The following is a 13,600-nucleotide window of genomic DNA, read 5'->3' on the forward strand; positions in this document are numbered from 1 at the left end:
TCCCCCTCAGAATGCCGGCGCCGCCGTGCTGGCCATGGAACATTCCATGTCGCTTCCGGCACGGCGCGCGCCCGTTTCCCGCCCTATGACTTTGGCTACGTCGCCTTGGCGCTTTGCTCCGCCGCCAAGCTGCGCTATGGAACGCGCCGAACTGTGCCGGCCGATGCCGGCGTGAAGTCTTTGAGGGAAAACGAATGACATCCTATGTTCTGACCGTAGCCTGCAAATCGACCCGTGGCATCGTCGCCGCGATTTCCGGTTATCTGGCGGAAAAGGGCTGCAACATCGTCGACAGTTCGCAGTTCGACGACCTCGAGACCGGCAAGTTCTTCATGCGCGTCTCCTTCATTTCGGAAGAAGGCGCTTCCCTTGAAGCCATCACCGAAGGCTTTCAGCCGGTGGCGAAAAAATTCGGCATGGAAGCGGATATCTATCCGGACGGCCAGCGCATGAAGGCAATGCTGATGGTGTCGCGTTTCGGCCATTGCCTCAATGACCTCCTCTATCGCTGGAAGATCGGCGCGCTGCCGATCGATATCGTCGGCGTCGTCTCCAACCATTTCGATTACCAGAAAGTGGTGGTCAACCACGACATTCCCTTCCACCACATCAAGGTGACGAAGGAGAACAAGCCGAAGGCCGAAGCGCAGCTGATGGACCTGGTCGAAACGAGCGGCACGGAACTCGTGGTGCTGGCCCGTTACATGCAGGTTCTGTCCGATGACCTCTGCCGCAAGATGTCGGGCAAGATCATCAACATCCACCACTCCTTCCTGCCGAGCTTCAAGGGCGCAAACCCCTACAAGCAGGCCTATGAGCGCGGCGTGAAGCTTATCGGCGCAACGGCGCATTACGTCACCGCCGATCTCGACGAAGGCCCGATCATCGAGCAGGACACGGTGCGCATCACCCATGCACAATCGGCCGACGACTATGTCTCGCTTGGCCGCGACGTGGAAAGCCAGGTGCTGGCTCGCGCCATCCACGCCCATATCCACCACCGCACCTTCATCAACGGCAACCGCACGGTCGTCTTCCCGCCGAGCCCCGGCAGCTATGCTTCCGAGCGGATGGGGTGAAACCTTCGTCATTGACGAAATGACAACCACAGTTTACATTGCACCATGCTCACGATCCGGGAAACAAGCGAGTTTGCCGACTGGCTGGCGGGTCTGCGCGATGTGCAGGCGCGCGCCCGCATCGCACGCCGCATTTACCGGCTGGCGGACGGCAATCCCGGAGACGTGAAACCGGTTGGCGAAGGCGTCAGCGAACTCAGGATCGACCTTGGACCCGGATATCGGGTCTATTTTGTCCGGCACGGCGATGTCGTCATCATATTGCTGTGTGGCGGCGACAAGGCATCGCAACCCCGCGACATCGCCAGAGCCAAGAAACTGGCCAGAGCGCTCAAGGAGTGAGACCATGCCACTTGTGACACGCGATTACGATGCTGCCCGCTACCTTGATAGTGACGAATCGCTTGCCGCTTACATCGCCGACGCCACAGAGAGCGGCGATGCACAGGAGCTCGCCCATGCGCTGGGCGTCGTGGCGCGGGCCAAGGGTATGACTGACCTTTCGAGACAAACCGGCCTTCCCCGCCAGACCTTGTACAAGGCGCTGAGCGGCGAGGGAAATCCGGAACTGGCGACGATTGCCAAGGTCGCCGACGCGCTGGGCTACAGGCTCTCGCTGGTGGCGAAACCGCCTGCAGACACGGCCGCCTGATAAACCCGGCGGGCTACGGCGCCTTTTCCACGCCACCAAACACCACCCGCGCCCTCAAACCGCGCCCGCCCGCGCCGTCCTCCAGCATCAGTCGCCCGCCAAAAAGCCCGGCGATCTCCTCGATGATCGCAAGGCCGAGGCCGGCGCCGGGGGCGGCGTTGGCTTCGCCGCGGGCGAAGCGCTGGCGCACCATGGCGCGTTTTTCCGGGGGTATGCCGGGGCCGTTATCTTCCACTTCCAGCCAGACAGCGCCCGCTTGCCTGCCGACGCGCACGGTGACTTCCGCCCCGCGCCCGGCATAATTGATGGCATTGGAAACGAGATTGCCGATCAGTTCGCCGATTAGGAGCGGCTCGGCGGGAATTGTCGCTTCGCCTTCACCTTCGAAACCGAGATCGATGCCGGCGTCGGCCGCGCGCGGCACGAAATCGGCGGTTACGTTCTGCGCGACGGCCACCAGGTCTATCGCGGAAAAATCATGTTTTTCGCTCGAACCGGCGGCATCGATATTGGCCATGCGCAGCAGCTGGGCGAGGATATGTTCGGCATGGGCCACCGAAGCGCCGCCCTTCAGCGCCGCCGCCTGCGCCTCTTCAAGGCTTGCGGCGCGGGCGGAAAGGGCCAGCTGGGTGCTGATGATGGCGAGCGGCGTGCGCAGCTGATGGCTGGCATTGCCGGTGAAATGCCGGAGCGCATCGAGCGCCGATTGCAGCCGCACCATGAAGGAATTGACCGTCTCAACCAGATTTTCCACCTCCACCGGCACGGATTGGCGGATGGGGTGCAGGTCGTTCGGGCTGCGCTCGGCAATGGCTTCGCTGAGCCGGTAAAGCGGCCGGAGCGAAATCGTCACCGCGATCCAGACGATGATCGCAGCCCCCACGATCATCAGAAGCAGGCGAAGCGCGGACCGCAGGATGATCGCCTGCGCCAGCTGGCTGCGGGCAATCGTGGTTTCGGCAACGGTGACGGAAAAGGGCACGGAATTGATGCCGGTGGAAGCGAAACGCCTGATAGCGGCGATGCGGATCGGTTCATCGCGGAACACGGTATCGCGATAGGCGGGCGTATCACCCGCCGGGTTCGCAACCGTCGGCAGGTTCTGGTAACCCGTGAGGAATTGCCCGTTCGGCCCATCGACGCGGTAGAATACCCGGTCCTGCGCCGCCGATGTCAACATCTCCAGCGCGACATAGGGAATATCCACTTCCAGTGACCCGTCCTCGGCAACCACCACGCGTTCGGCAATGGCCAGCGCCGAACCTGAGAGCACCCGGTCGGAGACGACATTGGCGGTGTTGACCGCCTCCCGCCAGGTATCGGTGAGCGCAACGCAGCCGATAATGGCGGTGGAGATGAGAAGCCAGCCTAGAAGTCGCCGCCTGAGCGAATAGGCGGCCTGTATCATTCAGCCATCTCCGGCAGCTTTTCGAGATAATAACCGATACCGCGCGCCGTCTTGACCGTCAGCCCGTGGGGCGCGAGCCGCTTGCGCAGGCGGCTGACATATTGCTCGATGGCATTGGCGGAAATATCGTCGTCGAAGCCGGTCAGCGACTGCACGATCGCCTCCTTGGCGACAACCTTGCCGGCCCGCATGAACAGCACCTCAAGCAGCGCCACCTCGCGCGCCGGAATATCGAGCGGGCGCCCATCTGCGGAAAAGGTGCGGGAATTGAGATCGAAAAGCACCTTGCCGAAACTGAGGGCGGAGGAACGCAAGCCGGCATTGCGGCGCAGCAGCACCCGCACACGGGCCTCGAATTCCGTGATGTCGAACGGCTTGATCATGTAGTCGTCGGCGCCGAGATCGAGCCCCTTGACCTTTTCTTCCGGCGTGCCGCGCGCCGTCAGTATCAGCACCGCCGCCTTGTCCTGACGCGAGCGCATGGAGCGCAGCACCTCGATGCCATCCATTTCCGGCAGGTTGAGATCGAGAATGACGAGGTCGAAACTTTCCGCTGCAATCGCCGCATCGGCGGAAGCGCCATCGGAAACCACGTCCACCGCATAACCGCTGCCGCGCAGAAGTGCGGAAAGCCCTTCCGACAGCACCTGATTGTCCTCGACCAGCAAAATACGCAAATCTTCCTCCCGCAATCCGCCGAATTTAACCAAGCCCTTGCCGCTTGTGAATGGCAAGCGCGTGCGGCATGATCTTTTCCATGCGTATCTGCCTTTTTCTCTGCCTCTGTCTTTGCATGGCCTCGCCCGCGCTTGCGCAGGTCGCCATTTTTCCCGCCCCATCAGGCAAGGCGGGTGCGGAAACGCTGGTGGTCTATTCCTCGCTGGATGAGCCGCTGGCGACGCCGATGATCGAGGGTTTCCAGAAGGCCAATCCCGATATCGCCGTCCACTACGAGGATATGCTAACCGGCGAAATCTACGACCGCATCGTGAAAGAAACCGATGCGGGCAAGAAGACCGCCGATTTCGCCTTTTCCTCCGCCATGGATCTGCAGGTGAAGCTGAGCAATGACGGTTATGCGCAGCGCTCCGATCTTGCCATGAGCGCCCGCTGGCCCGCCTGGGCGAACTGGCGCAACACCGCCTATGCGCTGACCTTCGAGCCGGCTGTTTTCGTCTATCACAAGCCGAGCTTCACCACGGAAAAGCCGCCCGCCACCCGCGCCGAATTTGTCGATTATCTCGAACGCCACGCCAGGCAAGTGCATGGCCGCATCGCAACTTACGACATCGAACGCTCCGGTGTCGGCTTCCTGTTCATGTCACGCGATCAGGAGCAGTTCGGCGATATATGGAACGTCATCAAGGCCATGGGCGCGGCGGGCGTGAAGGTCTACTCCACCTCCTCCGCCATTCTGGAGCGGGTCTCCGACGGCCGCTTCGTGCTGGGATACAACATTCTTGGCTCTTATGCGGCCGACTGGGCCTCGCGCCACCCCGATGTCGGCATCGTGCTGCCGAAAGACTATACCGTGGTCATGTCGCGTATCGGGCTGGTGCCGGAAGCCGCCGCCAACCCGGCGCTCGGGCGTCGTTATCTCGAGTTCTTCATGTCCAAGGAGGGCCAGACGATCATGGCCCGGCAATTGCAGATTCCCGCCGTCAGCCCTGAGGTGGCGGGCGAAAACACCGCCAACACCATGCAGGCCATCCACGGCGCACAATTGCGCCCCGTACCCGTCAGCCCCGGCCTGATGGTCTATCTGGATCAGGTGAAACGCAGCCGCCTGATCGAGCGCTGGAACGAGGCGCTTCGCTCACAGTAGTTCGAGGATGCCGGGTGCGCTCACCTCCCTCATCCCTGGGCTTGTCACAGGGATCCAGCCAGCCCAAGTCCTTGGGTTGAAAGGAGTCCTTCCGCCGCGCCGGCGCGCATCGGCTGGATTCCCGTGACAGGCACGGGAATGAGGGTGGAGCAAGCTTCAAAAGCGCAAAACAAAGTCGCCCACACACGCCACAGTAGACGTCCGACGGAAATTAATAGAGAGTAAATGAGCAAGGACTTGCGTAGCGTCAGTTAGATGACAGCTTTTTGTGATGCTCTGCAATCCTTCTTCATTCCGTGGAGGCGGAAGAAGATGCGGGAGGAAATCCAGGACGATTGCCAAGCACCACGCTGACTATTCAGCGCCGGCACAGACGCGTCCTGAAAGCCCCCCGCATAAACGAAAAACGACGCCCAAAAAGGGCATCCTGAGGAGGGTTTTCTACGTGAAACATTTTCTTATCGGCACATTTCTGGCGGGCATGATCGCTCTTCCGGCCGCTGCAGCGGATTACACCATCATTGCCCCGGCCAATCCCGGCGGCGGCTGGGACCAGACCGCGCGTTCCCTGCAGAGCGTGCTGCAGGAAGAAGGCATTTCCAAGAGCGTTCAGGTACAGAACGTACCGGGCGCCGGCGGCACCATCGGTCTTGCGCAGTTCGCCAGCCAGCAGAAGGGCAACCCGAACGCCCTCATCGTCGGCGGTTACGTGATGGTCGGCGCCATCCTCACCAACAATGCGCCCGTCACGCTTAAGGAAGTAACGCCGATCGCCCGTCTGACCGGCGAATATGAAGCCATCGTCGTTCCGGCATCCTCGCCGCTGAAGACCATCGGCGACCTCGTCGACCAGCTCAAGAAGGACCCGGGCAGCGTTTCCTGGGGCGGCGGTTCCGCCGGCGGCACCGACCATATCGCCGTTGGCCTGATCGCCAAGGCGGCCGGCGTCGATCCGACCAAGATCAACTACATCGCTTACTCCGGCGGCGGCGAAGCGCTTGCCTCGATCCTCGGTTCGCAGGTAACGGCCGGCATTTCGAGCTACGGTGAATTCGAAAGCCAGGTGAAGGCCGGCACGCTGCGCCTGCTCGCGGTTTCCAGCGAAGAGAAGCTGGAAGGTGTCGACGCACCGACCTTGAAGGAAAGCGGCCTTGATGTCGTCGTCCAGAACTGGCGCATGGTCGCCGCTCCTCCCGGCCTGACGCCGGAACAGGAAAAGGCCGTTAATGCGGACATCGAGAAGTTGGTGAAATCCGCCAAGTGGCAGGAAACCCTGAAGACCAAGAGCTGGATGGACACCTATCTTGCCGGTGACGAATTCAAGGCGCAGCTCGCCAAGGATACCGACGCCACCGCCGCCATCCTCAAAGACATCGGACTGGTAAAATGAGCCAGGGTTCCAACCCTTCTGAGCATCAAAAGCGCCGCCCTGACTGGGCGGCGCTGGCGATCGCCGTCTTCCTCGTCCTCATCGCAAGCGTGATCTTCTGGGACAGCGCCCGTCTCGCCAGCGTCACCGGTTATTCGCCGGTCGGCCCGGCAACCGTGCCTTACGCCATCGGCTTCTGTCTCATCGGCCTGGCGCTCTGGACGGCCATCGAAGCATGGCGCGGCGATTTTCCCGAACGCGACAGACAGGAAATTGCCCCTGTTATCTGGGTTGTCGCCGGTCTTGCCGCGCAGATGCTGCTGCTGAAGGTGGCGGGTTTCTCCATTGCCACCGGCCTGCTTTTTGCCTTCACGGCGCGCGCCTTCGGCAAACGCAAGCTCTGGTATTCGATCCCCATCGGCATCGCCCTCAGCTTCGTCATCTGGTTTATTTTCGCGCGGCTGCTGCAGCTTTCACTGCCCGCCGGGCCTCTGGAACGGCTGTTCTTCTGACGGCCATTCCGACCAAAATTCGAGATCACAGGAAACCGCAGGCGCGCGATGACGCATACGCCAGCCGTTCCGCCCGACAGGGGGACATCTGTCCATGAGTACCTTTGAATTCCTGCTGCACGGTCTTGAGGTTGCCGCCCAACCCATGAACCTGCTCTATGCGCTGATCGGCGTCACACTCGGCACCGCCGTCGGCGTTCTGCCCGGCATCGGGCCGGCGCTGACCGTCGCGCTGCTTCTGCCCGTCACCTACAGGCTCGATCCCGCTGGCTCGCTCATCATGTTCGCCGGCATCTATTACGGCGGCATGTATGGCGGATCGACCACCTCGATCCTGCTCAACACGCCGGGCGAAAGCGCCTCGATCGTCACCGCGCTCGAAGGCAACAAGATGGCCCGCAAGGGCAGAGGCGGCCCGGCCTTGGCCACCGCCGCCATCGGCTCCTTCGTCGCCGGCCTCATCGCCACCATCGCGCTCGCGTTTATCGCGCCATACATCGTCAAGCTGGCGTTGGTCTTCGGCCCGCGTGAATATTTCGCGCTGATGGTGCTGGCCTTCGTGACCGTTTCCTCCGCTTTCGGAGATTCGGCGTTGCGCGGCCTCACCTCGCTGTTCATCGGCTTTGCCCTTGCCATCGTCGGCATCGACCAGCTGACCGGCCAGACCCGCATGAGCTTCGGCATTCCCGATCTGCTTGACGGCGTGGAAGTAACGACGCTTGCGGTGGCCATGTTCGCCATCGGCGAAACACTGTTCATCGTCGCGCAGGGCAGCACCGGCCCGGACAAGGTCGAGGCCGTCAAGGGTTCGGTCTGGATGAGCGCGCAGGACTGGGCGCGTTCCTGGAAAGCCTGGCTGCGCGGCACGCTGATCGGCTTTCCTATCGGCGCCATGCCAGCGGGCGGTGCTGAAATCGGCACCTTCCTGTCCTATGCCACCGAAAAGAAGCTGACCAAATATCCGGAAGAATTCGGCCATGGCGCCATTGAAGGCGTGGCTGGTCCGGAAGCCGCCAACAACGCGTCCGCCGCCGGTACGCTGGTGCCGCTGCTGACGCTCGGCCTGCCGACGACGGCGACCGCCGCCATCATGCTCGCCGGTTTCCAGCAATACGGCCTGCAGCCCGGCCCGCTGCTGTTCGCCACCAATCCGCAGCTGGTCTGGGGCCTGATCGCCAGCCTGTTCATCGCCAACCTGATGCTGCTGGTGCTCAACCTGCCGCTGGTCGGCCTGTGGGTGAAGCTGCTGACCATTCCGAAGCCATGGCTCTATGCGGGTATTCTGTTGTTCGCGACGCTCGGCACCATCGGCGCCAACCCGTCCGTGTTCGAACTCGGCATGCTGCTCGCCTTCGGTATCCTCGGTTACATCATGCGCATCTTCGGTTATCCGATTGCACCTGCGGTGGTCGGTCTCATCCTCGGCCCGCTTGCGGAACAGCAGCTGCGCCGCGCGCTCGCCATCGGCCAGGGCGACCCGACGGTGCTGTTCACCTCACCGATTGCCGTTGGCCTGTTCCTTGTCGCGGCAGCCGCCTTCATCATTCCGCTGATCATGCGTATTCGCGGCCGCGGCGAGGTGCTGACGCAGCTTGCCGCCAACGAGGACTGATAAACCGGAAACCTCCCAGGGCAACTGGCCCCGTATCTTCGGATGCGGGGCTTTTTTATTCACGCCAACGGGATGTGTGGCGCAGACGCGGCCATGATATGATTCCGCTCCAAACGCAGGAGAAAAACATGCGCAAGATCGCGATCTTGATGGTTCTGGCCCTCGTCGGCTGCGCCACCGCCGCACCCGACGTGGAGCCCATTCCCGGCAGCATCACCTATGGCGGACAGCCCCGCACCAAATTGACCAAATCTCCCATCGGCAGCACGCTCAGTAATGAATTCGTCATGGGCGACGGACGGCTGGCGATTGAGACCTACCGAATACAGCCAGACCGCTCCCTGAAGCTGGAGAGACGCGAAATCGTTGGTGACTGGCCGCCGGAGTGAGCGCGGCTGTCGTGACGGGTAAAACAGACGGATAAAAGGGCACCCACGACATTGGCCCCGGCCTCTCCTCACCCTCAACGTCATCCTCGGGCTTGACCCGAGGATCCATCACCCCAGCACAGTGGATCCTCGGGTCAAGCCCGAGGATGACCGGGAAGAGGTTTGAGCAAATGTTTCACTGTCCCCACATTTCCCGCTCACCGCAATTCAGAACCGTTCTAAAACATATTTTTGATTTCCGCATACCTTGCCAATAAAGCTGATAGCGAACGTCAAGTTAACCCTGCGGGAGCACTTCCGCCGGTTCAGAACCATATTGCAAGGGACATATAAGTGGCCATCAACTTCACCTTCCCCGTTCGGCTGCTGGCGGCAGCGGCCTTCAGCCTTGGCGCGATGACTGCGGGCGCTGAGGAAATGACGATCAAGCACGCGCAGGGCGAGACCGTGCTGAAGGCGGCACCGAAGAAGGTTCTGGTTCTCGATATTCCCTCGCTCGACAATCTCGATGCGCTCGGCGTCGAGCCAACAGGCGTCGTCGGCTCCAACCTGCCGACCTACCTGCAGAAATATGCCGACGGCAAATATCTGAAGGTCGGCACGCTGTTCGAACCCGACTACGAGGCTATCAATGCGGCGGAAGCCGATCTCGTCATCGTCGGCGGCCGTTCGCGGGCGAAATATCCTGACGTTGCGAAGATCACGCCCGCCATCGACATGTCGATCGATTCCAAGGAATTCATCAACAGCGTCAAAGGCAACATCACCAAGCTCGGCGATATCTTCGGCAAGCAGGAAGAAGCAAAGAAGCTGGATGCCGTCATCGATGAGAAGGTCGCGAAGCTGAAGGAGATCGCTCCCAACTCCGGCACGGCGATGATCCTCGTCACCAATGCCGGCAAGGTCGGCGTTTACGGTCCAAGCTCGCGCACCGGCTGGCTGCACACCGAAATCGGCTTCAAGCCCGTTGCCGCCGATATTGACGACCGCTTCGACCGCGGCGACGTCGTGTCCTTCGAATATCTGGCCGAGGTCAACCCCGAATGGCTGTTCGTGATCGACCGCGATGCCGGCATCGGCCGCGCCACCGATCCGGGCAAGGCAGCCGCGCAGGTGCTGGATAACGAGCTGGTGCACCAGACCAATGCCTGGAAGAAAAAGCAGATCGTCTATCTCGACCCGCAGGCGGCCTATATCGTCAGCAGCGGTTATACGGCGCTCACCACCCTGCTCGATCAGGTCTACAAGGCCGTTTCCGAGAAGAAGTCGTAAAAACTGCTGGGCACTCGCTCCTGAAGGCTGCTCCACACTCCCAGTCATCCTCGGGCTTGACCCGAGGAGGACCAAGGAGAGGTCGGACGCCTGTTTCGGCAGCCTGCCAAGCCACCGGGAGCTTTCGCTATTTTCGAAATACCACCAACGTGAAATCCCTGTCTCTCATCCTTGCCCTTCTTCTGGCGCTGACACTCGCAATCGTCAGCCTGTTCGTCGGTGTGAGCAACGTTTCTCTGGCCACGCTTTTTGCACCTGACACAAGCACGGATGCACTGCGCGTGCTGCTCGTCAGCCGCATTCCGCGCACGCTGGCGCTGATACTGGCCGGAAGCTCGATGGCGATTGCCGGTCTCATCATGCAGATGCTGGTGCGCAACCGTTTCGTGGAGCCTTCGACGGCGGGCACCACCGAATCCGCCGGTCTCGGCCTGCTCACCGTCACCCTGATTGCACCCGACACGCCGATCTTCGGCAAGATGCTGGTGGCCGCCGTTTTCGCGCTCGCCGGCACCGCGCTGTTCCTGCGTATCCTGAGACAAGTGCCATTGCGGGACGTGCTGCTGGTGCCGCTGATCGGCATCATGCTGGGCGGCGTCATCTCCGCCGTCACCACCTTCTTCGCCTATCGTTTCGATCTCTTGCAATCGCTCGGCGCATGGATGACGGGGGATTTTTCCGGCGTGCTGCGCGGCCGCTATGAATTGCTCTGGGTCGGTTTCCTCTTCGCCATTGCCGCCTATCTCGCCGCGGACCGGTTTACGGTGGCTGGCATGGGGCGCGACTTCACCACCAATCTCGGCCTCAACTATCGCCGGGTGATGGCGCTCGGCCTCACCATCGTCTCGCTGGTCAGCGCCGTTGTCGTCGTCACCGTCGGCATGATCCCCTTTCTCGGGCTGATCGTGCCGAACGTCGTCAGCCTGATGATCGGCGACAATATGCGCCGCTCGGTTCCATGGGTGGCGACGCTTGGCGCAGTCTTCGTTCTCTCCTGCGACATCATCGGCCGAACCGTGCGCGCGCCTTATGAAATACCGATCGGAACCGTGGTCGGCGTCATCGGCAGCGTGCTGTTCCTTTATCTCCTGCTGCGGAAACGCCACCATGCGTGAGAGAAACCCCGAAAGGCGCGCAAAAACCGTTCTGCTCGTGCTTGCGGCATTCGCGCTCCTCTCCATGGCCGCCTTCATGACGCTCGGCGCAAAGGGAAGCTGGAGCTTCGTGCTGCCGTTTCGCGGCATCAAGCTTCTGTCGCTTTTGCTGGTGGCCTATGCCATCGCGGTCTCCACCGTGCTGTTCCAGACGGTCACCAACAATCGTATCCTCACCCCTTCGGTCATGGGCTTCGATTCGCTTTACGTGCTGATGCAGACGGGGCTGATTTTCGTCTTCGGCTCGGCAACCGTCGTGATGATCGATCCGCAACTGAAGTTTCTCGTCGAAACCGGGCTGCTCGTCGCCTTTTCCGCCCTGCTCTATCGCTGGCTGTTCGTCGGCGCGGAACGCAGCCTGCATCTTCTCGTACTGGTCGGCATCGTCTTCGGCGTGTTTTTCCGCAGCCTCTCGGGCTTCATGCAGCGCGTGCTCGACCCCAATGAATATACGGTGCTGCAGGATGTGCTGTTCGCCAGCTTCAATTCCATCGATCCAACCCTTCTCATGGTCTCCGCCGTCATCATCGGCGTGGTGACCATCATCGGGCTGAGGCTCATGCACACGCTCGATGTCCTCTCGCTCGGCCGTGCGACGGCCATCAGCCTCGGCGTCGAATACAAGCGCACGGTCACCATCATCCTCGTTCTGGTCTCCGTGCTCGTTGCCGTCTCCACCGCGCTTGTCGGCCCGGTCATGTTCTTCGGGCTGCTGGTTGCGGCCCTTGCCCATTATCTCACCGGCAATGGCAAGCACGCATATGTGCTGCCGGCCGCGATCCTCATCGCCGTGATCTGCCTCGTGGGCGGTCAGGTGGTGCTGGAGCGGATATTCGCCTTCGATACGGCGCTCTCGATCATCATCGAATTTCTGGGCGGCATCGTCTTTATCGGTCTTATTCTGAAACGAGGTGCGCGATGATCATCGCCAATCAGATCAGCAAATCCTATGGCGACACGGTTGTGATAGACGGCGTCTCCGTCTCCATTCCGGCAGGCGGCGTCACCTCCATCATCGGGCCGAACGGGGCGGGAAAATCGACGCTGCTTTCCATCGTGGCGCGGCTGATGTCGATGGATGCCGGGACCGTCACGGTCGACGGGCTCGATGTTACGAAAACCGCTTCCGACACGCTGGCGAAGCGGCTTTCTATCCTGCGGCAGGACAACCACATCTCCTCGCGCCTGACGGTGCGCGACCTCGTCGATTTCGGCCGCTACCCCTATTCAAAGGGCCGCCCCACCATCGAGGACAAGGTCCATATCGACCGGGCGTTGGAATATCTGCATCTCGAACCCCTTGCCGGCCGGTTTCTGGATGAGCTTTCCGGCGGCCAGCGCCAGCGCGCCTTCGTGGCCATGGTGCTGTGTCAGGATACGGATTATGTGCTGCTCGACGAACCGCTCAACAATCTCGACATGAAACACGCCTCCAGCATGATGAAGATCATGCGCAAGGCCGCCGACGAGCTGAAAAAGACCGTGGTTCTGGTGCTGCACGACATCAACTTCGCCTCCTGGTATTCCGACACCATCATCGCCATGCGCGAGGGCCGCATCTGCCATCACGGACCTGCAGAAGAGATCATCCGCCCCGAGATTCTCCAGGAAATCTACGACATGCCGATCCGCGTCAATGAGATAGACGGCCGGCGCATCTGCCTGTTTTACGAATGACATGATGATTGTGCAGGATTTTTACTGTCCCAGTGCTTAGCATGGAACAGGGCCACAGGCCCGGACGTTAAACGACGGACTTTTCCAAAGCGGCATTCCGTCCGCAACTTCAGGAGACATCGATGAAGACGCACAAGACGAAGAACGACCTGCCTTCCAACGCCAAGTCGACCGTAATCGGCATTCTGAATGAATCGCTCGCTTCCGTCATCGACCTTGCGCTCATCACCAAGCAGGCGCACTGGAACCTCAAGGGCCCGCAATTCATCGCCGTCCATGAACTTCTCGATACGTTCCGCACACAACTCGACAATCACGGCGACACGATTGCCGAGCGCGTCGTCCAGCTTGGCGGCACGGCGCTTGGCAGCCTGCAATCCGTCTCCTCGACGACCAAGCTCAAGGCCTATCCGACCGATATCTACAAAATCCACGACCATCTGGATGCGCTGATCGAGCGTTATGGCGACGTGGCGAACATGATCCGCAAGGCCATCGACGATTCCGACGAGGCCGGTGATCCGACGACGGCCGACATCTTCACCGCCGCCTCGCGCGATCTCGACAAGTCGCTTTGGTTCCTGGAAGCGCATGTGCAGGAAAAGAGCTGAGCGGAAAAATCCGCCACCCCAACAACAAAGCGCCCGGATG

Annotated in this window: 15 protein-coding genes; 13 read left to right on the forward strand and 2 right to left on the reverse strand. The window is 61.2% G+C overall.

Annotation, left to right across the window (positions count from 1 at the left end; all coding sequences use genetic code 11):
* Window positions 1–194 precede the first annotated feature (194 nt).
* From purU to AC5I5B_RS04840, 3 genes are read left to right on the forward strand one after another with little or no spacing between them, the layout of a single operon-like run.
* Window positions 195–1,079: a formyltetrahydrofolate deformylase gene (purU, locus tag AC5I5B_RS04830; protein ID WP_087744912.1), complete on the forward strand. Its 885-nt coding sequence runs from the start codon at window positions 195–197 to the stop codon at window positions 1,077–1,079.
* 45 nt (window positions 1,080–1,124) lie between these two features.
* Window positions 1,125–1,421: a type II toxin-antitoxin system RelE/ParE family toxin gene (locus AC5I5B_RS04835; RefSeq protein ID WP_020011654.1), complete on the forward strand. Its 297-nt coding sequence runs from the start codon at window positions 1,125–1,127 to the stop codon at window positions 1,419–1,421.
* A gap of 4 nt (window positions 1,422–1,425) precedes the next feature.
* Window positions 1,426–1,731 carry an addiction module antidote protein gene (locus AC5I5B_RS04840; protein WP_004429917.1) on the forward strand — a complete coding sequence of 102 codons (306 nt, stop codon included), beginning with the start codon at window positions 1,426–1,428 and terminating at the stop codon, window positions 1,729–1,731.
* A 13-nt stretch (window positions 1,732–1,744) separates the two neighbouring features.
* Here the strand turns inward: AC5I5B_RS04840 and AC5I5B_RS04845 are convergent, their stop codons facing one another.
* Window positions 1,745–3,139 (reverse strand): sensor histidine kinase N-terminal domain-containing protein, encoded by a 1,395-nt coding sequence (locus AC5I5B_RS04845; RefSeq protein ID WP_111834085.1) that lies wholly within the window; start codon window positions 3,137–3,139, stop codon window positions 1,745–1,747.
* The gene (locus AC5I5B_RS04850) at window positions 3,136–3,816 is read right to left on the reverse strand and encodes a response regulator (RefSeq protein ID WP_003491888.1); all 681 of its coding nucleotides are present in this window, start codon (window positions 3,814–3,816) and stop codon (window positions 3,136–3,138) included. Before AC5I5B_RS04850 ends, AC5I5B_RS04845 begins: the two co-directional genes overlap by 4 nt.
* 50 nt (window positions 3,817–3,866) lie before the next feature.
* Here AC5I5B_RS04850 and AC5I5B_RS04855 point away from each other — a divergent pair, with 50 nt between their 5' ends.
* From AC5I5B_RS04855 to dps, 10 genes are all read left to right on the forward strand, one after another.
* Entirely contained in the window at window positions 3,867–4,964 is a 1,098-nt protein-coding gene (locus tag AC5I5B_RS04855) for an ABC transporter substrate-binding protein (protein WP_371412712.1), read from the forward strand.
* A 481-nt stretch (window positions 4,965–5,445) separates the two neighbouring features.
* Complete coding sequence (locus tag AC5I5B_RS04860) at window positions 5,446–6,354, forward strand: Bug family tripartite tricarboxylate transporter substrate binding protein (RefSeq protein WP_153463847.1); 909 nt, start codon at window positions 5,446–5,448, stop codon at window positions 6,352–6,354.
* Entirely contained in the window at window positions 6,351–6,845 is a 495-nt protein-coding gene (locus AC5I5B_RS04865) for a tripartite tricarboxylate transporter TctB family protein (protein WP_004429909.1), read from the forward strand. The genes AC5I5B_RS04860 and AC5I5B_RS04865 overlap by 4 nt, the downstream gene beginning before the upstream one ends.
* A gap of 94 nt (window positions 6,846–6,939) precedes the next feature.
* On the forward strand, window positions 6,940–8,457 hold the full coding sequence (locus AC5I5B_RS04870; RefSeq protein ID WP_004429907.1) for a tripartite tricarboxylate transporter permease: 1,518 nt from the start codon (window positions 6,940–6,942) through the stop codon (window positions 8,455–8,457).
* 128 nt (window positions 8,458–8,585) lie between these two features.
* Window positions 8,586–8,846, forward strand: coding sequence for a hypothetical protein (locus tag AC5I5B_RS04875; protein ID WP_060723731.1), 261 nt, complete (start codon window positions 8,586–8,588; stop codon window positions 8,844–8,846).
* Window positions 8,847–9,179: 333 nt separating this feature from the next.
* The gene (locus AC5I5B_RS04880) at window positions 9,180–10,118 is read left to right on the forward strand and encodes a siderophore ABC transporter substrate-binding protein (protein WP_020808784.1); all 939 of its coding nucleotides are present in this window, start codon (window positions 9,180–9,182) and stop codon (window positions 10,116–10,118) included.
* Between the two features lie 149 nt (window positions 10,119–10,267).
* Window positions 10,268–11,233, forward strand: a complete 966-nt coding sequence (locus AC5I5B_RS04885; RefSeq protein ID WP_004429900.1) for an ABC transporter permease — start codon at window positions 10,268–10,270, stop codon at window positions 11,231–11,233.
* Window positions 11,226–12,194 carry an iron chelate uptake ABC transporter family permease subunit gene (locus AC5I5B_RS04890; RefSeq protein ID WP_099085885.1) on the forward strand — a complete coding sequence of 323 codons (969 nt, stop codon included), beginning with the start codon at window positions 11,226–11,228 and terminating at the stop codon, window positions 12,192–12,194. The genes AC5I5B_RS04885 and AC5I5B_RS04890 overlap by 8 nt, the downstream gene beginning before the upstream one ends.
* The gene (locus AC5I5B_RS04895) at window positions 12,191–12,949 is read left to right on the forward strand and encodes an iron ABC transporter ATP-binding protein (RefSeq protein WP_111834084.1); all 759 of its coding nucleotides are present in this window, start codon (window positions 12,191–12,193) and stop codon (window positions 12,947–12,949) included. Before AC5I5B_RS04890 ends, AC5I5B_RS04895 begins: the two co-directional genes overlap by 4 nt.
* Before the next feature lie 122 nt (window positions 12,950–13,071).
* The gene (gene dps, locus AC5I5B_RS04900; protein WP_004429894.1) at window positions 13,072–13,560 is read left to right on the forward strand and encodes a DNA starvation/stationary phase protection protein Dps; all 489 of its coding nucleotides are present in this window, start codon (window positions 13,072–13,074) and stop codon (window positions 13,558–13,560) included.
* Window positions 13,561–13,600: the final 40 nt, after the last annotated feature.

Source organism: Agrobacterium sp. (genome assembly GCF_059499945.1).